Annotated in this window: 22 protein-coding genes; 16 read left to right on the top strand and 6 right to left on the bottom strand. The window is 76.4% G+C overall.

Going from position 1 to position 23576, the window contains the following annotated elements:
• Positions 1-127 precede the first annotated feature (127 nt).
• The 7 genes from BMW27_RS02480 to BMW27_RS02450 all read left to right on the top strand — a co-directional run bounded on the left by BMW27_RS02480 (position 128) and on the right by BMW27_RS02450 (position 8018).
• Positions 128-1021: a LysR substrate-binding domain-containing protein gene (locus BMW27_RS02480; RefSeq protein WP_091438503.1), complete on the top strand. Its 894-nt coding sequence runs from the start codon at positions 128-130 to the stop codon at positions 1019-1021.
• A 136-nt stretch (positions 1022-1157) separates the two neighbouring features.
• The gene (kdgD, locus tag BMW27_RS02475; protein WP_091438501.1) at positions 1158-2072 is read left to right on the top strand and encodes a 5-dehydro-4-deoxyglucarate dehydratase; all 915 of its coding nucleotides are present in this window, start codon (positions 1158-1160) and stop codon (positions 2070-2072) included.
• A gap of 31 nt (positions 2073-2103) precedes the next feature.
• Positions 2104-3438 carry an enolase C-terminal domain-like protein gene (locus BMW27_RS02470; RefSeq protein WP_091438499.1) on the top strand — a complete coding sequence of 445 codons (1335 nt, stop codon included), beginning with the start codon at positions 2104-2106 and terminating at the stop codon, positions 3436-3438.
• A gap of 62 nt (positions 3439-3500) precedes the next feature.
• Positions 3501-4673 (top strand): L-talarate/galactarate dehydratase, encoded by a 1173-nt coding sequence (locus BMW27_RS02465; RefSeq protein ID WP_091438497.1) that lies wholly within the window; start codon positions 3501-3503, stop codon positions 4671-4673.
• 29 nt (positions 4674-4702) lie between these two features.
• Positions 4703-6232, top strand: coding sequence for an aldehyde dehydrogenase (NADP(+)) (locus BMW27_RS02460; RefSeq protein ID WP_091438495.1), 1530 nt, complete (start codon positions 4703-4705; stop codon positions 6230-6232).
• Positions 6229-7095 carry an ATP-grasp domain-containing protein gene (locus tag BMW27_RS02455; RefSeq protein ID WP_091438493.1) on the top strand — a complete coding sequence of 289 codons (867 nt, stop codon included), beginning with the start codon at positions 6229-6231 and terminating at the stop codon, positions 7093-7095. Before BMW27_RS02460 ends, BMW27_RS02455 begins: the two co-directional genes overlap by 4 nt.
• Positions 7092-8018, top strand: a complete 927-nt coding sequence (locus BMW27_RS02450) for an AEC family transporter (RefSeq protein ID WP_091438491.1) — start codon at positions 7092-7094, stop codon at positions 8016-8018. The genes BMW27_RS02455 and BMW27_RS02450 overlap by 4 nt, the downstream gene beginning before the upstream one ends.
• Before the next feature lie 495 nt (positions 8019-8513).
• Here BMW27_RS02450 and BMW27_RS24535 read toward each other — a convergent pair whose 3' ends face one another.
• A complete protein-coding gene (locus BMW27_RS24535; protein ID WP_091438489.1) occupies positions 8514-8774 on the bottom strand; it encodes a maleylpyruvate isomerase N-terminal domain-containing protein in 261 nt (86 codons plus the stop codon).
• 95 nt (positions 8775-8869) lie between these two features.
• On the opposite strand from BMW27_RS24535, the gene mqo reads away from it, so the two are divergent.
• Together mqo and BMW27_RS02435 are read left to right on the top strand one after the other, a co-directional pair.
• Positions 8870-10330 (top strand): malate dehydrogenase (quinone), encoded by a 1461-nt coding sequence (mqo, locus tag BMW27_RS02440; RefSeq protein WP_245743262.1) that lies wholly within the window; start codon positions 8870-8872, stop codon positions 10328-10330.
• Positions 10327-11733, top strand: a complete 1407-nt coding sequence (locus BMW27_RS02435) for an FAD-binding oxidoreductase (protein ID WP_091438486.1) — start codon at positions 10327-10329, stop codon at positions 11731-11733. The genes mqo and BMW27_RS02435 overlap by 4 nt, the downstream gene beginning before the upstream one ends.
• 358 nt (positions 11734-12091) lie before the next feature.
• On the opposite strand, the gene BMW27_RS02430 is transcribed toward BMW27_RS02435, so the two are convergent.
• From BMW27_RS02430 to BMW27_RS02425, 3 genes are all read right to left on the bottom strand, one after another.
• Positions 12092-12430, bottom strand: coding sequence for a hypothetical protein (locus BMW27_RS02430; RefSeq protein WP_091438484.1), 339 nt, complete (start codon positions 12428-12430; stop codon positions 12092-12094).
• Positions 12431-12574: 144 nt separating this feature from the next.
• Positions 12575-12703 (bottom strand): hypothetical protein, encoded by a 129-nt coding sequence (locus BMW27_RS24255; protein ID WP_281244738.1) that lies wholly within the window; start codon positions 12701-12703, stop codon positions 12575-12577.
• Positions 12704-12782: 79 nt separating this feature from the next.
• Positions 12783-13115 carry a WhiB family transcriptional regulator gene (locus BMW27_RS02425; protein ID WP_091438482.1) on the bottom strand — a complete coding sequence of 111 codons (333 nt, stop codon included), beginning with the start codon at positions 13113-13115 and terminating at the stop codon, positions 12783-12785.
• 486 nt (positions 13116-13601) lie between these two features.
• Between BMW27_RS02425 and BMW27_RS02420 the strand changes: the two genes are divergently transcribed.
• Together BMW27_RS02420 and BMW27_RS02415 are read left to right on the top strand one after the other, a co-directional pair.
• Positions 13602-16679, top strand: coding sequence for an AfsR/SARP family transcriptional regulator (locus tag BMW27_RS02420; protein WP_091438479.1), 3078 nt, complete (start codon positions 13602-13604; stop codon positions 16677-16679).
• Between the two features lie 126 nt (positions 16680-16805).
• Complete coding sequence (locus BMW27_RS02415) at positions 16806-17390, top strand: RNA polymerase sigma factor (protein WP_091438477.1); 585 nt, start codon at positions 16806-16808, stop codon at positions 17388-17390.
• Between the two features lie 72 nt (positions 17391-17462).
• Here BMW27_RS02415 and BMW27_RS23180 read toward each other — a convergent pair whose 3' ends face one another.
• Positions 17463-18779, bottom strand: coding sequence for a Dyp-type peroxidase (locus BMW27_RS23180; protein ID WP_091438474.1), 1317 nt, complete (start codon positions 18777-18779; stop codon positions 17463-17465).
• Positions 18780-18802: 23 nt separating this feature from the next.
• The gene (locus BMW27_RS02405; protein WP_091438471.1) at positions 18803-19276 is read right to left on the bottom strand and encodes a hypothetical protein; all 474 of its coding nucleotides are present in this window, start codon (positions 19274-19276) and stop codon (positions 18803-18805) included.
• A gap of 171 nt (positions 19277-19447) precedes the next feature.
• Here BMW27_RS02405 and BMW27_RS02400 point away from each other — a divergent pair, with 171 nt between their 5' ends.
• The 5 genes from BMW27_RS02400 (at position 19448) to BMW27_RS02380 (ending at position 23573) form a co-directional block, all read left to right on the top strand.
• Positions 19448-20182, top strand: coding sequence for an AfsR/SARP family transcriptional regulator (locus tag BMW27_RS02400; RefSeq protein ID WP_091438468.1), 735 nt, complete (start codon positions 19448-19450; stop codon positions 20180-20182).
• A gap of 81 nt (positions 20183-20263) precedes the next feature.
• Positions 20264-20749: a hypothetical protein gene (locus tag BMW27_RS02395; RefSeq protein ID WP_091438464.1), complete on the top strand. Its 486-nt coding sequence runs from the start codon at positions 20264-20266 to the stop codon at positions 20747-20749.
• A gap of 63 nt (positions 20750-20812) precedes the next feature.
• Positions 20813-21361: a hypothetical protein gene (locus BMW27_RS02390; protein WP_091438460.1), complete on the top strand. Its 549-nt coding sequence runs from the start codon at positions 20813-20815 to the stop codon at positions 21359-21361.
• On the top strand, positions 21333-22520 hold the full coding sequence (locus BMW27_RS02385; protein WP_091438456.1) for a cytochrome P450: 1188 nt from the start codon (positions 21333-21335) through the stop codon (positions 22518-22520). Before BMW27_RS02390 ends, BMW27_RS02385 begins: the two co-directional genes overlap by 29 nt.
• Positions 22521-22532: 12 nt before the next feature.
• Complete coding sequence (locus tag BMW27_RS02380; RefSeq protein ID WP_091438453.1) at positions 22533-23573, top strand: NAD-dependent epimerase/dehydratase family protein; 1041 nt, start codon at positions 22533-22535, stop codon at positions 23571-23573.
• Positions 23574-23576 lie beyond the last annotated feature (3 nt).

The raw sequence follows: 23576 nt of genomic DNA, 5'->3' as shown, positions 1-23576 counted from the left end.
GAGAGCAGCCGTGGCCGGGCCGCGGGCCGTGTGAGTGGCGTCACGGACGCCTGGTCGTCGGCGAGCCTAGGAAGCGTCGCTCATGCCTGTCCAAATCCATTGAGGCATCGATTGATACCTTGCCAGCATGGCGTTCACGCTCGAGCAACTCCGCGGCTTCGTGGCCGTCGCCGACGAGCTGCACTTCGGCCGGGCCGCGGCGCGGCTGAAGATGACCCAACCCCCGCTGAGCCGGCAGATCCAAAAGCTCGAGCGGGTCGTCGGCGCCCAGCTGCTCGAGCGGGACAACCGCAGGGTGACGCTGACCGCCGCGGGTCAGGTCTTCCTCGTCGAGGCCCGGCGGCTGCTCGGCCTGGCCGACTCCGCGCCCGAGCTCGCCCGCCGGGTCTCCTCCGGGGCCAGCGGTGTGGTGCGCATCGGCTTCACCGCCGCCTCGACCTACGGCGTCCTCGGCCGGCTGCTCAACGACCTGGCGGCCGAGCTGCCCGACGTCGACGTCGACCTCACCGAGATGGTCACCCGCGAGCAGGTCGCCGGGCTGCTCAACGAGGAGGTCGACCTGGGCCTCGGGCGTCCGCCCTTCGACGAGGAGGCGTTCGGCCACCGGCTGCTGCACCGCGAGGCGCTGCTCGTGGCCGTCCCGGTGGGCCACCGGCTGCTGGAGCTGGGCCGGCCCGTGACGGCCGCGGACCTGGCCTCGACGCCGGTGGTCATGCACTCGCCGACCCAGGCGAAGTACTTCTACGACCTGGTCGCCCGCGTCGCGCCCGTCGCCGCCGAGAACACCGTGCACACGGTGAGCCAGGTGCTCACCATGCTGTGGCTGGTGGCGGCCGGTCGCGGGGTGGCGTTCGTCCCGGCGTCCGCGGCCCGCCTGCCGATCGAGGGTGTGGCCTTCGTCCGGCTGGAGACGTCGGTGCCCGAGCCGGTCGAGCTGCACCTGCTCTGGGCCAAGGACTCGAAGAACCCCGCGCTGTGGCGGACGCTCGCCGTGCTGGAGCGCCGGGCCGGACGACTCTGATACCCCTCCAGCATCGAGTGATGCCAAAGTGCACTTGGACGTGCATCGTCTGACCTTCCTACGGTGGCCGCGACCACAGCCCGTGCCGCCGGAGGACCCCCGGTGCGGACCCGTCGGACCCAAGGACACGATCCCCGTGACGCTGCTGCCCCCGGATGCCCTCGCTGACCGGCTCAAGTCCGGCCTGCTCTCCTTCCCGGTGACCCACTTCGACGCCGACCTGCAGTTCGACGAGGCCCGGTACCGCGAGCACCTGGCCTGGCAGGCGGGCTTCGACGTCGCCGGCCTGTTCGCCGCGGGCGGGACCGGCGAGGGCTTCTCGCTGACCCCGGAGGAGATCGACCGCGTCGTCCGCGTCGCCGTCGAGGAGGTGGCCGACCGCGTGCCGGTCATCGCGCCGGCCACAGGCGGGACCGCCGTCTCCGTCGCCCAGGCCCAGGCGGCCGAGGCCGCCGGCGCCTCCGGGCTGCTGCTCTTCCCGCCCTACCTCACCGAGGCCAGCCAGCGGGGGCTCGTCGAGCACATCAGCGCCGTGTGCCGCGCCACCGACCTGGGCGTCATCGTCTACAGCCGCGCGAACGCCGTGCTGACCGACGCCACCGTGGCCGAGGTCGCCGAGCGCAACCCCAACCTCATCGGCCTCAAGGACGGCGTGGGCGACATCGAGCAGATGACCCGCACGTACGCCCGCGTCGGCGACCGGCTGATCTACATCGGCGGGCTGCCCACGGCGGAGACCTTCGCGCTGCCGCTGCTGCAGCTGGGGGTCACCACCTACTCCTCGGCGCTCTACAACTTCCTGCCCGAGTTCGCGCTGCGCTTCTACGCCGCGGTGCGCGCCCAGGACCGCACCGCCGTCTACCAGATGCTCAACGACTTCGTGATCCCGTACCTGGACATCCGGGACCGGGCCAGGGGCTACGCGGTCTCCATCGTCAAGGCCGGCCTCACCGCGGTCGGCCGCGACGGCGGCCGGGTCCGCCCGCCGCTGGCCGATCTCACCGAGGCCGAGCTCGCCGAGCTCACCGCCCTGGTCGACAAGGTCTCCTGAACCCACCACCGAGAGGACGGCGAGGACTCCGATGCCGACCGGCCGCACGCCCACCGTCGCCCGCGTCGAGGTGGTGCCCGTCGCCGGGCACGACAGCATGCTGCTCAACCTCAGCGGCGCGCACGGCCCCTTCTTCACCCGCAACATCGCGATCGTCACCGACAGCGAGGGCCGGACCGGCGTCGGGGAGGTCCCCGGTGGCGAGGCGATCCGCCGCACCGTCGAGGACGCCGGTGCGCTGCTCGCCGGGCAGCCGGTCGCGCAGTACGGGCGGCTGCTGCGGCAGGTGGCGGCCACCTTCGCCGACCGGGACGCCGGTGGCCGCGGCCTGCAGACCTTCGACCTGCGGACGACGATCCACGCGGTCACCGCGCTGGAGTCCGCCCTGCTCGACCTGCTCGGGCAGCACCTGGAGGTGCCGGTGGCCGAGCTGCTCGGCGAGGGCCAGCAGCGCGACAGCGTGCCGATGCTGGGCTACCTGTTCTACGTCGGCGACCGGTCGGCCACCGACCTGCCCTACCTGGCCGAGCCCGACCCGGCCGACGACTGGGAGCGGCTGCGCCGCGAGCCGGCGCTGACCCCGGAGGCCGTCGTCGCGCTCGCCGAGGCGGCGCAGACCCGCTACGGGTTCTCCGACTTCAAGCTCAAGGGCGGCGTGCTGGCGGGTGAGCAGGAGGTCGCCGCGGTCCGGGCGCTGGCGCAGCGGTTCCCCGACGCCCGGATCACCCTGGACCCGAACGGCGGCTGGCTGCTGGCCGAGGCCGTCGAGCTCTGCCGTGACCTGCACGGCGTGCTGGCCTACGCGGAGGACCCGGTGGGCGCCGAGGGCGGCTACTCCGGCCGCGAGACCATGGCCGAGTTCCGCCGGGCGACCGGCCTGCCCACCGCGACCAACATGGTCGCCACCGACTGGCGGCAGATGGCGCACGCCGTCCGCGCAGGGGCGGTCGACATCCCGCTGGCCGACCCGCACTTCTGGACCATGCGCGGCTCGGTCCGCGTCGCGCAGCTGTGCTCCGACTTCGGGCTGACCTGGGGCTCGCACTCCAACAACCACTTCGACGTGTCGCTGGCGATGTTCACCCACGTCGGCGCCGCCGCCCCGGGGCAGATCACCGCCCTGGACACGCACTGGATCTGGCAGGACGGGCAGGCGCTGACCCGCGAGCCCCTGCAGATCCGCGACGGTGCGATCGCCGTGCCCACCGCACCCGGGCTCGGTGTCGAGCTCGACCGCGACGCCCTCGCCGCCGCGCACGAGCTGTACCTCGAGCACGGTCTCGGCGCGCGGGACGACGCCGTGGCGATGCAGTACCTCGTCCCCGGCTGGGCGTTCGACCCCAAGCGCCCGTGCCTCGTCCGTTGAGCCTCGTCCGTTGAGCCTCGTCCGTTGAGCCTCGTCCGCCGACCCACGTCTGGAGACCCGAGATGACGACGACCGTGCCCGCCCCGCCGCGGTCCACCGCCCCCGCGGTGCTCGACCGGATCGAGTCGGTGACCCTGTCCTCGGTCACCCTGCCGCTGCCGAGCCCGATCAGCGACGCCAAGGTCTTCACCGGCCGGCAGCGCCCGATGACCGAGGTCGCGTTCCTCTTCGCCGAGATCACCACCGAGGACGGCCACGAGGGCGTCGGGTTCAGCTACTCCAAGCGGGCCGGCGGCCTGGCCCAGTTCGCGCACGCGAGCGAGGTCGCCCCCGACCTGATCGGCGAGGACCCCAGCGACGTCGGCCGGCTGTGGACCAAGCTGGTCTGGGCCGGCGCCTCGGTGGGCCGCAGCGGCGCGTCGACCCAGGCCATCGCGGCGATCGACGTCGCGCTGTGGGACCTCAAGGCCAAGCGGGCCGGCCTGCCGCTGGCCAAGCTGCTGGGCGCGCACCGCGACTCGGTGCGCTGCTACAACACCTCCGGCGGCTTCCTCCACGAGTCGGTCGAGCAGGTCAAGGACAACGCCACCCGCACCCTCGAGCAGGGCATCGGCGGCATCAAGATCAAGGTCGGGCTGCCCGACTCGGCCGAGGACCTGCGCCGCGTCCGCGCCGTCCGCGAGCACCTCGGCGACGGCGTCCCGCTGATGGTCGACGCCAACCAGCAGTGGGACCGGCCGACGGCCATGCGGGTCAGCCGCCGGCTGGAGGAGTTCGACCTCGTGTGGATCGAGGAGCCGCTGGACGCCTACGACGCCGAGGGCCACGCCCAGCTCGCCCGTTCGCTGGACACCGCGGTCGCCACCGGGGAGATGCTCACCAGCGTCGCCGAGCACGCCGAGCTGATCCGGCACGGCGCGGTCGACGTCCTCCAGCCCGACGCCCCGCGCATCGGCGGCATCACCCAGTTCCTCAAGCTGGCCACCCTCGCCGACGTCGCCGACCTGCAGCTGGCCCCGCACTTCGCGATGGAGATCCACGCCCACCTGGCCGCGGCCTACCCTCGCGAGCCGTGGGTGGAGCACTTCGACTGGCTGCACCCGCTGTTCAACGAGCGGCTGGAGACCCGCGACGGGCGCATGTACATCTCCGACCGGCCGGGCCTGGGCATCACGCTCAGCGAGCAGACCCGCGCCTGGACGGTCGACCGCGTCACCGTCGGGGCCATCCGCTGACCACCCGCACGACAGCACAGGAGGCAACCGTGTCCGCACCCCCCGACCGCGGGGTCGTCAGCACCGACCCGCGCACCGGCGAGACCGTCGAGGTCGTCGCCCAGGAGACCCCCCGCGAGGAGGTGGACCGGCTCTGCACGGCCGCGCTCGCCGCGGCCCCCGGCCTGGACGCCCTCGGCCGTGCCGGGCGGGCGGCGCTGCTGCGCGCGCTCGCCGACGCGCTGGAGGCCCGGCGGGACGACGTGGTCGCCGTCGCCGACCGGGAGACCGCGCTCGGCCCCACGCGGCTGAACGGCGAGCTCACCCGCACCTGCTACCAGTTGCGGCTGTTCGCCGAGGTGCTCGACGAGGGCAGCTACCTCGAGGCGGCGATCGACCCCGCCGGCGACACCCCGATGGGCCCGCGCCCCGACCTGCGCCGGATGCTGGTGCCGATCGGCCCGGTCGCGGTGTTCGGGGCCAGCAACTTCCCGCTGGCGTTCTCGGTGCCCGGCGGCGACACCGCCTCGGCGCTGGCCGCCGGCTGCCCCGTCGTCGTCAAGGCGCACGGCTCGCACCCGGCGACCTCGCAGCTGGTCTTCGACGTCCTGGACGCCGCGGCGCGCAAGGCCGGCGCGCCCGACGGCACGCTGGGCATCGTGCACGGCCTGCAGGGCGGGGCCGACCTGGTCGCCCACCCGGCGATCCGCGCCGTCGGCTTCACCGGCTCGGTGAACGGCGGCCGCGCCCTGCTGGAGATTATCGAGCGGCGCTCCGACCCGGTGCCCTTCTTCGGCGAGCTGTCCAGCCTCAACCCGGTGGTCGTCACGCCGCAGGCCGCCGCCGAGCGCGGGACGACGATCGGCACCGAGCTGGTCGGCTCGTTCACGCTCGGGGGCGGTCAGTTCTGCACCAAGCCCGGCCTGGCGTTCGTACCGGCGGGGCCCGAGGGCGACGCCGTCGTCGACGCGATGGCCGAGGCGGTGCGCGGTGCGGCCGCCCCGGTGCTGCTCAACGAGGGCATCGCCGCCTCCTACGGCCGCATCTCCGACGCCCTGGCCGGGGCGCCGGGCGTCGAGGAGATCGCCCGCGGCGGGGACCCGTCCGGTCGCGGGTTCGAGGCCGTGCCCCGGCTGCTGCAGACGACGGCCGCCGGGCTGCCGGAGCAGGTGACCGAGGAGTGCTTCGGGCCGGTCTCGGTGGTCGCCCGCTACGACGGCGAGGCCGAGCTGTTCGCGGCGCTGGGCCAGATGCCGTCGTCGCTGACCGCCACCGTGCTGCGCGGCGCCGGGGAGACCGAGCTGCCGCTGGCGGTCTCGCAGGAGCTGCGCACCCGTGCCGGCCGGCTGGTCTACGACGCCTACCCGACCGGCGTGGCCGTCTCCTGGGCCCAGCACCACGGCGGCCCGTGGCCGTCGACCAACTCCCAGCACACCTCGGTGGGCACGACGGCGATCCGGCGGTTCCTGCGCCCGGTGACCTGGCAGGGCGCGCCGCAGGAGGTGCTCCCGGCCGAGCTCACCGACGGCTTCCGGGGCATCCCGCGGCGGATCGACGGCGTGCTGGAGCTGCCCCGGTGAGTTCGCGGGTCGCCCTCGTCAGCTCCGAGCGCGGCCTGCGCGTCGACCCGGACCTCCCGCTCGCCGCCCCGGCGCTGCGGGAGGCCGGGTTCGCCGTGGACTGCGTCCGCTGGGACGACCCCGCGGTGGACTGGTCCGGCTGCGACCTGGCCGTCGTCCGGTCCTGCTGGGACTACGCCTGGCGGCGGGCCGAGTTCCTGGCCTGGGCCGACGCCGTACCCCGGCTGCGCAACGACGCCGCCGTGCTGCGCTGGAACACCGACAAGACCCACTTGCGCGACGTCGCGGCCGCCGGGTTGCCCGTCGTGCCCACCGTCTGGGACCCGGCGGGCACCGCCGACCTGCCGGACGCGGAGGAGTGGGTGGTCAAGCCGTCGGTGTCCGCGGGCGCCCGGGACACCGCGCGCTGGACCGACACCGGCGACGTCCTGGCGCACGTCGCGCAGCTGACCGCGGCCGGCCGGACGGCGATGGTGCAGCCGTACCAGGCCAGCGTGGACGACGCGGGGGAGACGGCGCTGCTGTTCCTCGGCGGCCGGTTCTCGCACGCCGCGCGCAAGCCGCCGATGCTCGGCCGCGGGGAGGGCGTGCGCCAGGACCGCAGCGGTCGCCGGGGCGTGCGGCCGGCTCCCGCGACGCCGGAGCAGCGGGACCTCGCGCAGGCGGTCGTCGACGCCGCAGCCGTGCTGGTCCCCGGCGCGGCGCCGCTGCTCTACGCGCGGATCGACCTGGTCGCCGACGCCGCCGGCCGGCCGGTGGTGCTCGAGGTCGAGCTCACCGAGCCGAACCTGTTCCTCCCGCACGCACCGGCGGAGGCGCTGCCCCGGCTGGTCCGCGCGGTCGGGGACGCGATCGCCGCGTGAACGGGGTGGTGGGGGGCTTCGCCGCCCTCACCGCGGTCATCGCCGTCGGCTGGCTGGTCGCCCGCACCGGCGCCGTCGGGCAGGACGCCGCGGCCGTGCTGTCCCGGCTGTCCTACGTCGTGGCGACGCCGGCGCTGCTGCTGCTCACCCTCGCCGACGCCGACCCCGGGGTGCTGCTCTCACCCGCCCTGGTCGCCACCGCGGGCAGCGCGGTGCTGGCCGCGCTGCTCTTCGCCGGGCTGGCGCGGTGGCGCTGGCGGCTGCGACCGGCCGAGCTGACCGCTGGCGGGCTGGCCTCCTCCTACGTCAACGCCGGCAACCTCGGCGTCCCGATCTCGGTCTACGTGCTGGACGACGCCTCCTTCGTCGCGCCCGTGCTGCTGTTCCAGGTGCTGGTGATGGCGCCGGTGGGCCTGGCGGTGCTGGCCGGCTCGCGCACCCCGGCCGGGGCCCGGCCGCGCTGGCAGGTGGTGCTGCAGCCGCTGGCGACGCCGGTGGTCGTCGGCTGCGGCCTCGGCGTGCTGGTGGCGGCGACCGGTGTGCAGCTGCCGTCGCTGGTCCTGGCGCCGGTGGAGCTCACCGCCGGGCTGGCGGTGCCCGCCGCGCTGCTGGCCTACGGGATGAGCCTGCACGGCGCGCCGCGGCCGGCGTCGGGCGAGGGAGCCGGTCAGGTGTGGCTGGGGGTGGCGCTCAAGACGCTCGGGCAGCCCGCGCTGGCCTACGCCCTCGGCCGCTGGGTCGCCGGCCTCGACGAGGTGGCGCTGCTGGCGGTCACGGTGACCTCCGCGCTGCCCACGGCGCAGAACGTCTTCGTGTACGCCGCCACCTACGACCGCGGCACCCTGCTCGTGCGGGACGTCGTCCTGCTGAGCACCGTCCTGTCGGTCCCGGTGCTCGTCGGCATCGCCCTGCTGCTCGGCTGAGGGAGGACCCCGTCCTCCCCTTGGAGGACCCCCTTGCCCCCCGCCGCTCGCAGGCTCGCGGCGGGACCCTGCAAGGGGGCCGTCGGGGCTCGGGGCGGTGCCCCGGACGGGGCCGGCGGCGGGAGCCTGCAGGACGCATGGCGGTGGCCGGACCGGAGACCGGGGGACCGGTCCCGTACCGCCAGGTGGTGTCGGCGGCGGCGAAGGCCGGCCCGTCGAGGAGGCCGGGGGCGAGCGACCGGCGGCCGGTCAGCTGGTCCAGTAGGACCCGGGCGTCGTCCGGGTCGGTCGGCGAGGGCACGCCGAGCGGCCGGTGGACGTCCTCGGCGTGGATCACGAGGTGGCTCAGCGGAGCCTCCGGCGGCGCACCGGGCCCGGCCTGGGAGGTGCGGTGCGCGGTGTCGCGCAGGGCCGCGACGACCTCCGCCGGTGAGCGACGACCGGCCCGGGCCCAGCGGTCCGCGGTCCGGTCGGAGGAGAACCGGGAGCGCGCCATCAGGGCCAGGAACCGGGGCATCGACAGCTCGTAGGCATGAGCAGGTGGACGACGAGGTCCCGTACCGACCAGCCCGCGCGCAGGCTCGGCGTCCACCACCCCGTGTCGTCCAGCCCCTCCAGCCGGCGAGCAGCCGCGCCCGCTCCCGGCCGACCCGCACGTCCACGTCGTCCCTGGTCCCCGTTACCCGCATGCTCCTCTCGCCGGTCCGCTGCCTGCGGACGCCGGATCCCGCCGTCGGGAGCAGGGACGCCCGGCACCCGGCGGACACGTCGGCGCGCCCATGCCGTCGGGGCATCGCGTCATGCCGCAGCGGTCTTGGACACGCATCGGCGCTGTTCCTAGCGTGGGCGCCGTGCCGGTCGAGCAGTGGGACGCCGTCCTCGTCGGTGGCGGGGTGATGAGCGCGACGCTGGGCGTGCTGCTGGCCGAGCTGCAGCCGGACCGGCGGATCGCCGTCGTCGAACGGCTCGACGAGGCCGGGCTGGAGAGCTCCAGCGCCTGGAACAACGCCGGGACCGGGCACGCCGGGCTGTGCGAGTTCAACTACACCCCGCGGCGGCCGGACGGCACGGTCGACCCGGCCGGCGCGGTGCGCATCGGCGAGCAGTTCGCCGCCTCGCTGGTCCTGTGGGCACGGCTGGTCGAGCGGGGCGTGCTGGGCCCGCCGGAGGCGTTCGTCCGGTCGGTGCCGCACCTGGGCCTCGGCCGCGGCGCGGACGGCGTGGCGTACCTGCGGGCCCGGTACCAGGCGCTGCGCGGCTCCCCGCTCTTCGCCGACCTGGAGTTCAGCGACGACCCCGACGTCCTCGCCTCCTGGCTGCCGCTCGTCCTCGACGGACGCACGGCCGACGAGCCGATCGCGGCCACCCGGGCGGCGCAGGGCACCGACGTCGACTTCGGCGTCCTCACCCGGCAACTGCTCGCGGTCCTGCGCGAGCAGGGCGGGCAGGTGCGGCTGCGCACCGAGGTCACGTCCCTGCGGCGGCGGGACGGGGGCTGGGAGCTGGCGGTGCGGGACCGGGCGACGGGGGAGCGCCGGCAGCTGCGGGCGCCGTGGGTCTTCGTCGGCGCCGGTGGCGGGACGCTGCCGCTGCTGCAGTCGGCGCGGGTGCCGGAGGTCCGGCGCTACGGCGCCTTCCCCATCAGCGGCCGGTTCCTGCGCACCGACCGTCCCGAGCTGGTGGCCGCGCACCGCGGCAAGGTCTACGGCCACGCCGAGCCCGGGGCCCCGGCGATCTCCGTCCCGCACCTGGACCTGCGGGTCGTCGACGGGCGCGAGTCGCTCCTGTTCGGCCCGTTCGCCGCGTTCTCGCCGCGGTTCCTCACCCGCGGCCGGCTCGGCGACCTGCTCCGCTCGGTCCGGCCGGGGAACCTGCCCGTGCTGCTCGCCTCTGCGCGCGACAACCGGACGCTGATCGCGTACCTGGTCCGGCAGGTCACCGCGTCGCCGGCGTCCCGGATGGCAGCGCTGCGCCGGTTCGTCCCGACGGCGCGGGCGGAGGACTGGACCCTGGTGGCCGCCGGTCAGCGGGTCCAGGTGCTCAAGGAGACCGACGGGCGCGGGACGCTGGTCGGCTTCGGCACGGAGGTCGTCACCTCGGCGGACGGGTCGCTGGCCGCCCTGCTCGGCGCCTCACCCGGGGCCTCGACCGCCGTGGCGACGGCGCGCGACGTGCTCGCGGCCTGCTTCCCCACGGAGGTCCCGCGGCTCGAGGCGCTCGCACCCCGGCCGACGGCGGAGGAACTGGCCCGGGCCCGCAGGGTGCTGGGGCTCCCCCCGGTGCGCGCCGTCCGGCCCGAGGTCGCCCCGTGACCGCCGACCTGGCCGCCCGGCTGCGCGACGTGGTCGGCCCCGCCGGGCTGGTCGACGACCCGGCCGGGTTCCTCACCGACTGGCGGGGCGCGTACTCCGGGACGGCGGCGGCCGTCGTCCGCCCCGGCAGCACCGAGGAGGTCGCGGCCGTCGTCGCGCTGTGCCGGGACCTCGGCGTCGCGGTCGTCCCGCAGGGCGGCAACACCGGGCTGTGCGGCGGCGCGGTGCCCGACGCCTCCGGGCGGCAGGTGGTGCTCTCGCTGACGCGCATGCGGCGGATCCGCGACCTCGACGCGGCGAACTCGACGATCACCGTGGAGGCCGGCGTGGTGCTGCAGACGGTGCAGGAGGCCGCCGCGGCCGCGGGCCGGCTGTTCCCGCTGTCCCTGGGCGCCGAGGGCAGCTGCACGATCGGCGGCAACCTGGCGACCAACGCCGGCGGCACCGGCGTGCTGCGCTACGGCACGATGCGCGACCTCACCCTCGGCCTGGAGGTCGTGCTGCCCGACGGGCGGGTGTGGCACGGGCTGCGGGGGCTGCGCAAGGACAACACCGGCTACGACCTCAAGCAGCTGTTCGTCGGCGCCGAGGGGACGCTCGGCGTGATCACCGCCGCCGTGCTGGAGCTGTTCCCGGCCGTCCGCAGCACGGCGACGGCGTGGGTGGCGCTGCCGGACCCGCAGGCGGCGGTGGACCTCGTCGGCGTCGTGCGCGAGTCGGCCGGTGACCGGCTGACCGCCGTCGAGCTCATGTCCCGGCAAAGCGTGGAGTTCGTGCTCCGCCACGGAACGGGGGTGCGCGACCCGATCGCCGACGTCCACCCCTGGTACGCGCTGGTCGAGCTGAGCGACACGCTGCCCGACGCCGGCCTGGACGCGGTGGTCGAGGCGGCGCTGGGGGAGGCGGTCGAGCGGGGCGTGGTCACCGATGCCGTGGTCGCCGCCGGCTCGGCGCAGGTCGCCACCCTGTGGGCGCTGCGCGAGGGGATCTCGGAGGCGCAGGACTCCGAGGGCCCGAGCCTCAAGCACGACGTCAGCGTGCCGATCAGCTCGATCCCGGCGTTCGTGGCCGCCACCGACCGGGCGCTGGCCGAGGCGCTGCCCGGCGTCCGGGTCGTGGCCTACGGCCACGTCGGCGACGGCAACCTGCACTACAACCTGAGCGGGCCGGAGCCGAGGGACGACGGGGCCTTCCGCGCGCGGGCCGGCGAGCTGAACCGGATCGTGCACGACTCGGCGGCCGCCCTCGACGGCAGCATCAGCGCCGAGCACGGGCTGGGGCAGTCGAAGCGCGACGTGATCGCCGACTACAAGAGCCCGCTGGAGCTGGAGCTGATGCGCGGGGTCAAGCAGCTGCTGGACCCGGCCGGGCTGATGAACCCCGGCAAGGTGCTGCCCGGCTGAGCGGGCAGCACCGGCGGCGCTGCCGTGCCGGCCGGCGGCGCCGGCCGGTCACCAGCGGAGGGGGTCGACGACCCGGGACTGCGCCGTGCGGCAGGCCCGGCAGTTGCCCCACGAGACGATGGCCAGCGGCGTCGTCGGCGCTCCGCACTCCGGGCAGTCGACGGGCTCGCCCGACCGGTCGCGGGCCTCGCTGATCTCGCGGGACCGTTGTTCGTGGATCGTCTCGTCGCCCCGGCAGGGGCATCCGAGGTGGGCTTCGGCGCAGCGTCCACGGTGGGTGGCGATGGGGCCTCCTCGTCTCCGGGCCGACGCTACCGCCGGCGTCCCGCGCCTCGGCCGGCGCCGCGCCCGGCGCGGGTCAGCGGTTGCCGCGGCCGACCCGCAGGACCATCCCGTCGGCGCCCGCGAGGACGACCAGCGAGCCCCGCCGGAAGCGGGTCCGCGACGGGCTGTCGGGGTGCGGCGAGACGTCGTCGGGGGCGTCGAGGCAGCGCTGGACGTCGGCGTCGGCGATCCCCATGCCGGTCGCGGCCTCGCGCGCTCCGCGGGTCATCCGCAGGACCGGGGCCCGACGGTCCCGCGGCGGGGGTCCGGCCGGGCGGTCCGGGGCGGTGGGGGAGCGGACGTCCGTGGTGCTGTCGTCGGGGTCGTACCCCGTGGACGGGGGAGCGAGGAAGGTCAGAGCGGGTGCGCTCATGCAGGGTCCAGACGGGAACGGGCGGGGACCGGGGTCGCTCCGCGGTGGTGGGCGCCGGTCGGCGCCGCGAGCCCGGGCGCGGATGGCGCTGCCACCGGGCAGTGGTCGACGGTGCGAGCGCCGAGCGGGCTCGCGATCACCACGCTACGCGCCCACGGGGCCACCGCTGCGGGCGGCACGGTCGCCGACCGTGCGGGCGCCCTCGACGGGGAGCCGGGGCGCGGGGGCGACGACCGCCTCCCGGCGGACCCCGGCGAGGTCCTCGACGTTCACCCGGCGGCCCGGGGTCAGGTCCCGGACCGCACCGGCTCACGCCCGGCGGGGTCCACCCGGGTCGAGACGAGCGAGCGGGTCAGGCGCTGAGGTCGGTGCGCTGGCGCAGCCGGATCCGGCGACGCTCGCGCTCGGAGAGGCCACCCCAGATGCCGAAGCGCTCGTCGTTGGCCAGCGCGAACTCCAGGCACTCGGCCCGCACGGTGCACCCGCCGCACACCCGCTTGGCGTCGCGGGTCGAGCCGCCCTTCTCCGGGAAGAACGCCTCGGGGTCGGTCTCCGCGCACAGCGCCTCGAGCCGCCACGACGCGTCCCCGACGGGGGCCGGGTCGGTCCACGGCGACGCCTCGCGGGCCGGCGCGGGGGCGTCGTCGGTGAGCAGGGTCAGGTGCGGGCGGGAGAACGCGGTCACGGGGGGCTCCTCGGGGAAGGCGGAGTCGGGCGGGTGGGTGACGGACCGGTACGGCCTCGTTGCTGTATGTGACGTTACGGAACGGCCGGCCCGGCTGGCACTAGCAGAACGTGGACGAAAGCGGCGCCGGGTTCTGGCGCGATCTGTGGTTCCCCCGCCGTCCGGCGCGTCGCGGTCACCGCGGCCGGGCCCCGTCGGTCGGCACCGGGAGCGCCGTCGCCCACGGGCGCCCGAGGGGGCCGGGCGTGAGGTCGCCGGTGCGGTGCGTGACCGGCTCGCCCGTTCGCGGCCGCCGGACCCCGGTGGATTGACATCGACCGGGGGGACCTCACAGCATTCCGGTCCCGAGGCACCTCCCTCTCGCGCACCACACCCGTCAGGTGCCCGAGGGAGTGCTCCCGTGGCCGTCGCGCCGGATGTCCGGACCACGTCGCCCGACGGCGTCCGGGTCGCGGTGCACCGGCTCGGCGTCCGGACGGGTCGCGCATGAGCCGGGCGCTCCGGTACGCACCACCGCTCGCCGACCGCGGGCTCATCGTCCGGCCCCGGCTGCTGCACCGGCTGCACTCCCGGTTCGAGCGGCGGCTGACCGCCGTCGTGGCGCCGGCGGGGTTCGGCAAGACGACGCTGCTGGCCCAGGCGGTCCAGGAGAACACGCTGTCCCCGCTGGGTGAGGACCGCTGGCTGACCTGCCAGCGGGACGACACGTCGCTGTCGTTCCTGGCCGGGGGCGCGTTCGCCGCCGTGGGCCTCACCGCGCCGGTACCGGAGGACCCGCGGGAGGCCGCGGTCACCGTCGCCGAGGCCATCTGGAGCGCCGCGCCGCAGCAGCTCGCGCTGATCCTCGACGACGTCCACCTGGTGCGGCCGGGCTCGCCCGGCGGCCACTTCGTGGCCGAGCTGGTCGAGGAGCTGCCGCGCAACGGCCACGTCGTCCTGGCGTCCCGCCCGCCGCTGCCGCTGCGCGCCTCGCGGCTGCTCGCCAGCGGCGAGGCGGTCGTCGTCGGCGAGACCGAGCTCCACTTCGCGCGGGAGGAGATGGCGGCGTTCGCGGCGTCCCGGCACGTGCCACCGGACCTGCTGCGGGACGTGGGCGGCTGGCCGGCACTGGCCGAGCTGACCGCCACCGCCGGCCCGGACGCCGTCAGCGGCTACGTGTGGGAGGAGCTGCTCAGCCGGCTGTCGCCGGAGCGCCGGCAGGCGCTCAGCGTGCTGGTCGCCGTCGGTGGCGCCGACGACGAGCTGGCGGCGGCGCTGCTCGGGCCGGACGTGCGCCTGGAGGAGCTGCTGGAGGGCCTGCCGCTGGTGGTCCGCGGTCCCTCGGGCTGGTGGTCGCTGCACGGGCTGTGGTCGGCGATCCTGGCGCATCGCCTGGACCCCGAGCAGCTGGCGCAGGCCCGTCGCACCGCCGGCCTGGTCCTGGCCCGTCGCCGCCGCTACCACGACGCCATGGAGCTGCTGGTCGACGCCGGGGCGTGGGACGACGTCCGCCGGCTCGTCGTCGAGGTGTGCGAGGTCGGCACGCCGCTGGTCCCGCCGGACGTCCTCGAGGTGTGGCTGCAGCGGCTGCCCCCGGAGGTGCAGGAGGGCCCCGAGGGGCTGCTGCTGGCCGCGAACGTCGCCGAGCCGACCAGCCTGGCCGGCGCCGAGGCGCTGCTGGAGCGCGCCTTCGCGCTGGCGCCCGACGTCGCGCCGGTGCGCTTCGCCTGCCTCAACGCCCTGGTCGAGGTGGGGCTGCGCCGGTCCGACCGCCGGGAGATGGAGCTGCACATCGAGCGGCTGACCGAGCTGGCGGCCCGCGGCCACGAGCGCGCCGCCGGGTGGCTCGCGCTGTTCCGGGGTCTGCTGGCACGCACGCCCGCGGAGGTGCGCGCCCAGCTGACGACGCCGGCGCTGGTGGCGGGGACCGCGCTCAGCCCGGTGCAGCAGTGGCTGCGCGCCCACCTGATGCTGCTCAAGCTGGGCGACGCCGAGGGCGCCGAGCGCGTCGTCCACCGGGCTCTCGCCTCGGCCGGCCCCAACATGGCGGTGCTGTTCCGGAGCCAGCTGGTCGAGTCGCTGCGGATGCGCGGCCGGCTCGAGGAGGCCGAGGCGCTGCTGCCCGACCTGCTCGCCGGGATCCACCCCGCCAAGGTCCTCACCTCGCCGGAGATCGTCACCTGCGCCGTCGTCCTGCTCGGTCTGCTCGGCCGGGACGACCAGGCCGGGGAACTGCTGGCGGCGCACCGGCAGGCCATCGCCGACTCGTCGGTCGGCTGGGCGCCGGTCGCCGGGGCGGTGGCGGAGGCGGCCCACCGGGTGTCGCTCGGTCAGGAGGCCGCGGCCGCCGAGGCCCTGCGCGCGGTGCTGCGGCTGGACGTGGCCCGCAGCCGGGCGGTCCGCCAGGTGTCCGCGGCGGCGCTGCCGCTGCAGTACGTCCTGCTCCCCGAGGTGCGTCCGCGGTGGGACGCCGCGGCCCCGCCGGGGTGCTTCCGGCCGGCGCTGCAGCTGGCCCGGGCGCTGGTCGCGATCCGGGAGGAGGGGTCGCTGGAGCAGGTGGCCGGGCTGCCGGCCGAGGCCCGCGCGGTCATGCGGGCCGTCCTGCCGGTGCCGTGGACGGCGGAGCTCGCCCTCGGCATGGTCGCCTCGGGCCTCCAGGAGGGGCACGCGCTGGTCGAGGAGCTCGGGCCGCGCGCCCGGCCCACCCTGCGGGCGCTCAGCAGCGGAGGCCGCGCGCCGGTCGCCGCCACCGCGCGCCGGCTGCTGCGCGAGCTGCCGGCCGCGCCGCCCGCCCGGCTGGAGCTGCGGGTGCTGGGGCCGATGCAGCTGCGCCGGAACGGAGCCGTCGTGGTCGCCCGCGAGCTGCGCCGCGAGCGGGTGCGCCAACTGCTCGGGTACCTGCTGGCCCACGACGGGCCCACCCGGGCGGCGGTCACGGCCGACCTGTGGCCCGACCTCGACGAGGTGGCCGCGGCCCGCAACCTGCGGGTCACCCTCGCCTACCTGCAGGACCTGCTCGAACCCGACCGCGGCGAGTCCGACGCGCCGTACTTCGTCCGCAGCGGGGGGCCGGTCCTGCACCTCCTCGTCGGTGAGGCGCTGCAGGTCGACGCCGTGGACTTCGAGCGCCACCTCGACGAGGCGGCGCGGCTCGAGCGCCAGGGTGCGCCGTCGGCCGCCCTGGCCGCCTACGAGCAGGCGCTGCGGCTCTGGGACACCGACTACCTGCCCGACGTCGGCGGCGGGGACTGGCTGGAGTGGGAGCGCGACCGGATGCGGGGGCGGTTCGTGGCGGCCGCCGTCCGGGCCGGGGAGCTCCTGCTGGCCCGGGGGGACGCCGGCGCCGCCCGGACGCTCGGCGAGCGGGCGATCCGGGTCGACGCCTGGTGCGAGGAGGCCCACCAGCTGCTGGTCTCCGCCCTGCTGGAGGCCGGGGACGCAGCCGACGCCCGTCGGGCGCTGCGGCGCTGCCTGCAGGCGCTCGACGACCTCGGCGTCCCGCCGCAGCCGCGCACCCTGGCCCTGGCCCGGCGTCTCGAGGTGCACGCCCCCGCGCGGCCGGACCGGCCGCAGCCTCGCGGCTGACGTCCGGCTGACGCCCGGCTGACGTCCGGCTGACGCGGCCTGCTGTTCCGGCTGACGCCCGGCTGACAGGGCCCGCCCACGCTCCGGGACGACGGCGGTGCCGCCGTCCCGGACCAGGGAGTCGCCATGGACGCCGCAGCAGTGACCGACCTGGTGCGCCGCGCCGCGCAGGGGGACGAGCGGGCGTGGCGGGGGATCGTCGACGAGTACGGCCGCCTGGTGTGGTCGGTGGCGCGGGGCTTCCGGCTCAGCGAGGCGCAGACCGCCGACGCCGTCCAGACGACCTGGCTGCGGCTGGTGGAGCACCTGGCCGACATCCGCGACCCGGAGCGGCTGCCCGGCTGGCTCCGGACGACGACCCGGCGGGCCTGCCTGGCCGTGGCCCGCGACCACTGCCGCGAGCAGGTGACCGACGACCTCGAGCAGGCCGCCGCCGTCTTGTGGGACGGCCCGGCCGACGACGCCGGGCCGGAGACGAGCGCCGTGCGGCACGAGCAGCAGGTGCTGGTCCGCCGTGCGGTGGCCGCACTGCCGGCGCAGCAGCGGGCGCTGCTCGGCCTGCTCGTCGCCTCGCCGGCACCGAGCTACGCGCAGATCAGCGCCCGGCTCGGGATGCCCGTGGGCAGCATCGGCCCGACGCGGGCACGGATCCTGGCCCGGCTGCGGACGACGCTGGAGACGGCCGGGGTGTACGACGCGGTGCCGGCCTGAGGTCCCCTGCCGAGGTGGCGCCGGGCGAGCGGGTGCTCGGCGCCACCTCGGCGGGGCCCGGGAGCAGCGCGCTCAGCTCCCGGCGAGGTGGCGGATCCCGGTCACGCTCGGGAGGAAGACGTACGCGCCGCCCCGGGTGGTGACCAGGCGGGGCAGGCCGGTCAGCTCGGACCGGCCGGTGGCCGTCCGGAAGCGGAAGGCGCGGGCGGCGCCGGTGCCGTCCCCGGTGCCGAGGAAGGGGTCCTGGGTGCGGCCCAGCCCCGGTGCGAAGAGCCCGTCGAGCGCCCACTCGGCCATGAGGAACTCGAACTGGTCCCGGAGGCTGGCGCCGATGAACAGGGCGACGACCCCGCGCTCCTGCCCGTCGTCGGGCCGGGCCGGGTCGTACGGCGGGCCGTAGGTCAGCCCGCGCCGCACGACGCGGTGCTTGGCGCCCCCGCCTCCGGCGACGGGGGAGTCGCGGGGGTGCATGCGCCGGACGTGCGCGCCGATCGGGCAGCGCTCGCCCCGCTCGTCACCGGCGTAGTCGAAGTCGTTGAGGGCCTCCGGTGGCAGCCGGGCATCGCTGTCGGGGGAGAGGACCAGCGGCGTCCCGCTGCGCCACCGACCGCACAGCCGGGCGGCGACCAGCTCCTCGGACGTGCCGGTGCGCTCCGCCTGCTCGGCCAGCAGGGCGCAGAAGGCGGCGACGTCCTGGGCCAGCACCCGGAACGCCGCGAAGCTGCCGTTGCGGCCGAGGGCGGGCGGGTCGGGCACGGGGTAGCTGTGGCCGGTGAACTGGCTGGGGTGGCCGAGCAGGAAGGCGCCGGTCGGCTGGACGGGCAGCCGGTCGGGCGGGCCGGGTGGCGGGGCGGGGGCGACGGTCGGCTGGGAGATCCCGTCCACGTAGCCGAAGTGGTCGACCCGGCCGGGCAGCAGGTCGCCGTCCAGGCGGTCGAGCTCGGTCAGCCCCGGAGCGGTGCCGGCCAGGACGGCCTCGGTGGCCCGGTCCCGCGCCGCCGGGGAGACGGCCGCCAGCGACAGCAGCAGGTGGAAGCCCGGGTCGGTGAACGCCAGGCGCCAGTGCGCCGGGTCGCTGGGCCCGGTGTCCCCGACGAGCGCGGCCCGCGCGACGGCGCCCGCGGTGAACTCGGCGGGGAAGCCGGCCGGCGGGACCTCGAGCGCCTGCAGCCCGGCCGCGGTGATCCCCACGTTGAGGCAGGACTCCGGCTTCTCGGTCCACGGGGTCGCCGTCGTGACCTGCGGCCGGCCCGGGGTGCCGTCGACGAGCGAGCCGAGCAGCGCGCGGGCTGCCGGTGCGGAGTCCACGCGCAGCAGCAGGTGCCGCGCCGCGGGCATCGTGTAGCCGCGGACGACCAGACCCTGGACGTCGGAGAGGTCGAGCACCACCGGAGCCCCCCGTCCCGCCGCGCTCAGCCCGCGTCGTCGGCGCGGATGTCGATCACCGGCCGGGTGGGGTAGGCGCTGTAGAAGGGGCCGACGCACCCCAGGTCGTGCCGGCGCACGTAGGCCAGGAACTCCTCGGGGTGCTGCTGGACCGGCAGCGGCGGCGGGTCGGCCATGTGCCGCAGCAGCAGGTCGAACACCGGCCCGATGTGGTCGACGAAGTCCATGATGTAGCGCTCGAAGTCCCCGTCGTACGTGGTGATCACGGCCAGCCGCTCGTCGTCGTCGAGGAAGACGAACCGGGCGAAGTGCACCGTGCCGATCGCGTCGAGCGCGGTGGTGACCGGGTTCTGGTCGCGGGGCAGGGCCTGCAGCTGCTCGACCTCCGCCCGCAGCGCGGCGCGCGCCTCGGGCCGGACCGGCATGACGAGCGTCAGCGGGCTCTGCACCGTCGTCCGTGTCGCGGTCCCGCCGGTGGTGTCCGTGGTCACGCCGGTCATGGTCGACCTCCTCGTGTCGCGGGACGGCGGCAGCCGCCCGGGTCCGCGACGATGCGGCGGGGGCGTCACCGCGCCGTCACCAGCGTGTCACCGGCGGGTCACCGGTCCGGGGTGTATCAGGGCCGGCCGCGCCCGACTCTGCCGGTCGTGGAGCAACGGGGAGCGGACACCGTGGACGTGCCGGCGACGACGCTGAGGGTGGGCCTGCTGGGCGGCTGCACCCTCGGCACCGCCGGGGCCCCGGCCCGGCGGGACGACGTCCCCCGCAGCGTGCAGCGCCTGGTGGCGTACGTCTGCCTCTCGGGCCGGCCGGCCCGGTCGGCGGTCGCCGGCCAGCTGTGGGGCGGGGTCCCCGAGGAGCAGGCGCACGCGAGCCTGCGGTCGGCGCTGTGGCGGCTGCACCGGCTGGCACCGGGGCTGCTGGACACCTCCGGCGGCGCGCTCACCGTGGCCCCGGGTGTGCACGTCGACGTCCGGGAGCTGTGCGCCTGGGCGGCCCGGGTCCGGGACCCGCGCTCCCGCGTCGAGGACCTGCGCCTCCCGCCTCCCGAGCTCCACGGCGACCTGCTGCCCGGCTGGGGCGACGAGTGGGTCCTCGTCGAGCGGGAGCGGCTGCGGCAGCTGCGGCTGTACGGGCTGGAGACCCTCGCCGCGCGGCTGGCCCACGCCGGGCGCCCCGGCGACGCGGTGGAGGCGGCCTCCCTCGCCGTCCGGGCGGAGCCGCTGCGCGAGAGCGCGTACCGGGTCCTGGTGCGGATCCACCTCGCCGAGGGCGACGTGGCCGCCGCCGTCCGTTCCTACCGGCAGTTCCGGTCGAGGGTGCGCGACCAGCTCGGGCTGGACCCGACCGACCGGCTCACCCGGCTGGTCGCCCACCTGGACGAGGGACGGCGGGTGGCCTCCTGAGGACCCCGCCGGCCGTGTATCAGACCGGCGGCGGCCCGCCTCCGTCCGGTGCACCGGACACACCCACCCGGGAGGTCAGGGATGGACCCGCAGGCGCCCGCTCCGGCGGATCGGTGGGGCGACGTCTCCTACCGGCAGCTGCTCACCGGCCTGCGTCGGTTCCTCCGCACCGAGGGGCAGCACCACCTGGACGACCCGAACGTCGCCTCGGTCGGCCTGGGCTACAAGGTCACCGGGGGGCGGCCGACCGCGGAGCTGTCGGTGCAGTTCACGGTGGAGGAGAAGCGCGTCGGTCCGGAGGCGCTGGCCGCCCTGGGGACGCACCCGGTCCCGGAGGCGGTCACGGTCGCCGGCGTCCGGGTGCCGACCGACGTGCTCGAGCGCCGCTCCCAGCCGGCCCTGGCCGCCGGCCGCAGCAGGTGCGTCCCCGTGGTCTCCGTCCCCCGTGGCGGCGGGGCGGCGCCCCCGGTCGGGCGGCACGCCGTCGCCCCCACCGGGGCACCAGTGCCGGTCGTCCCTTGTGAGCACCCGGCGGCGGCAGGACCATCGCCCTCGGGGGCCCGGTGACGGCGAGCCGCCCCAGCGGAGCGGCGGTCGCCGCCGGTCGGGGTCCCCGGGAGGGAGGCTCCCGTGCGACGAGCCGTCACCGGCCTGCTGGGCTGGTTCGCGGTCTTCGGCCTGGGCGTCGGCGGCTGGCAGGCACTCGCCCCGGCGTCGTTCTACGAGGACTTCCCGGGTCTGGGCCGGCACTGGGTGAGCGTCGACGGTCCCTACAACGAGCACCTGCTCCGGGACGTCGGGCAGGGCAACCTGGCCATCGGCGTCGTGGCCCTCGTCGCGCTGCTGACCGGCGGGGTCTGGCTCGCCCGGGCGACGGGCCTCGCCGCGGTCGTGGCCTACCTGCCCCACCAGCTGTACCACCAGCGGACCCTGCACCTGCTCCACACCACCAGCGACGAGGTCCTGCAGACGGTGACCCTGACCCTGGTGTCGGTCGCCGCGGTGCTGCTGACCGCGATGGCGTTCCGGTTGCCGGCCGAGCCCGGCGGCCGTCCCGCACCCGGTACGGCCGGGCGCACCGGCCGGTCCCGCGCCGCGTTCCTCCCCGGACCGGGGACGCGGCCACCCAGTCCGAGGGGAGCGAGCCCGCATGACGACCACCCGACCGACGTTCGATGACTTCCTCGCGTGGCTGGAGGCCGGCCGGGAACACGGGCAGGTCCACTTCGACGACCGGCAGCAGTGCTGGCAGGTGCTGGGCCACCCGGAGGCCGGCATCGTGCTGTCCGACCCGGTCGTCTTCTCCTCCGACCTCACGGCGCTGCAACCCGCGCAGGACGACCTCGCGCTGTTCCAGCGCGGCAACCTCGTCCGGATGGACCCGCCGCGCCACCGGGTGCTGCGGTCCCTGGTCAACCAGGCGTTCACCCCGCGGGTCGTGGCCGGCCTCGAGCCGCGGATCGCCGGGCTGACCACCGAGCTGCTGGACCGGGCCGGGGAGCGGTTCGACCTGGTCGACGCGCTGGCCTACCCGCTGCCGGTGATCGTCATCGCCGACCTGCTGGGGGTCCCGACGTCCGACCGGGGGCTGTTCCGCCGGTGGGCCGACGTGCTGCTCGGCCAGGAGATCGACCCCGACCAGGGGCTGGTGGAGGCCGGCGAGCAGGCGGTGAGCGCCGTGGCGCCGACCGTCCGGGAGATGAACTCCTACTTCCTGGAGCACATCAGGTCCCGGCGGACGCACCCGGGCGACGACCTGACCAGCCGGCTCATCCAGGCCGAGGTGGACGGCCGGCGGCTGGCGTACGAGGAGATCGTCGGCTTCGTCGGGCTGCTGCTGGTCGCCGGGCACGTCACCACGACCGCGACGCTGGGCAACAGCATCGTCGCCTTCTCCGACGCCCCGGACGCCGCGGCCGAGGTCCGGGCCGATCCGGACCTGCTCCCCGCGGCGATCGAGGAGGTGCTGCGGATGCGGACGCCGTTCCCGCGGCTGGCCCGGATCACCACGGCCGACGCCGAGGTCGGCGGCGTGCAGATCCCGGCCGGGCAGGTGGTGGTGCCCTGGCTGGCCGCCGCCAACCGCGACGCGCGGGTGTTCGCCGAGCCGCAGCGCTTCCAGCTGCACCGCCGGCCCAACCCGCACCTGACCTTCGGGCACGGCGTGCACTTCTGCCTCGGCGCGCCGCTGGCCCGGCTGGAGGCCCGGGTCGCGCTGCGGCTGCTGCTGGAGCGCTACCGGGACATCGAGCTCGCCGCCGACGAACCGGTCGAGCACCGCAACCCGTGGACGATGGTCGCCGTCTCCCGGCTGCCGCTCGCCGTCCGCCCCGCCTGACCCGGAGGTTCCGTGACCGACGTCCGCGAGACCGACCTCCGCCCCGCGCCGCCGGCGGACGGCCCGTCCGACCTCCACGTGGTGGTGGGGGCCGGGGGCGCGGTCGGCCGGCTCGTCGTCGGCCACCTGCACGCGGCCGGCGTCAGGGTGCGTGCCGTGACCCGGGACGGCCGGGACGTCGGCACCCCGGGTGCCGAGGCCGTGGCGGCCGACGCCCGGGACGGCGCCGCGCTGGCCGCCGTCTGCCGCGGGGCCGTCGCCGTCCACCACTGCGTCATGCCGGAGTTCAGCCGGTGGACCGAGCAGTTCCCCGTGGTGACCGACGCCCTCGTGCACGCCGCCCGGGCGGTCGGCGCCCGGCTGGTCTACGCCGACGACACCTGGATGTACGGCCGGGTCGACAGGGCCATGACCGAGGACACCCCCTGGCGGCCGGTCAGCGCCAGGGGCGTCCTCCGCGCCTGGCTCGCCGAGCGGCTGCTGCACGCTGCCGCCGACGGAGGGCTGCGCGTCAGCATCGCCCGCGCCGGGGAGCTGTACGGCCCCGGCGTGCGCTCGGTGATCGCCGGCAACGTGTTCGGCGCCGCGCGCCGGGGCCGGCCGGTGCACTGGCTCGGTGATCCGGACCAGCCGCTGACCCCGACCTTCGTCGACGACTTCGCCCGGACGGTCGCCGTCCTCGGCGTGCGGGACACGTCGGACGCGGCGGTCTGGCACGTGCCGCACCCCCCACCGACCAGTGGCCGGGCCCTCGCCGCGGAGGCCTGCCGGCAGGCCGGGACGCGGCTCCTGCTGCTCCGGTACAGCGCCGCACAGGTGCGGGTGCTCGGCCGGCTGGTGCCGCTGGCCCGGGAGGGAGCCGAGCTGGTCTACCAGTTCGAGCAGCCCTTCGAGGTGGACGGCAGCCGGGCGGCCCGGGCCTTCGGGCTCCCCGCGACCCCGTACGAGGAGGGCGTGCGCCGCACGCTGGCCGCGCTGTCGGCCGCGGCAGCCGGACGCCGCCCCGCCCGGCGACGGGTCCCCGCGCCCCTGGTCCCGCCGCCCGGCGGGTGAGGG

The sequence above is a fragment of the Geodermatophilus poikilotrophus genome (genome assembly GCF_900111455.1).
GTDB classification, from domain to species: Bacteria; Actinomycetota; Actinomycetes; order Mycobacteriales; family Geodermatophilaceae; genus Geodermatophilus; species Geodermatophilus poikilotrophus.
Note: the sequence above shows the minus strand (reverse complement) of the source record. Positions and strands in the feature narration are given on the sequence as shown.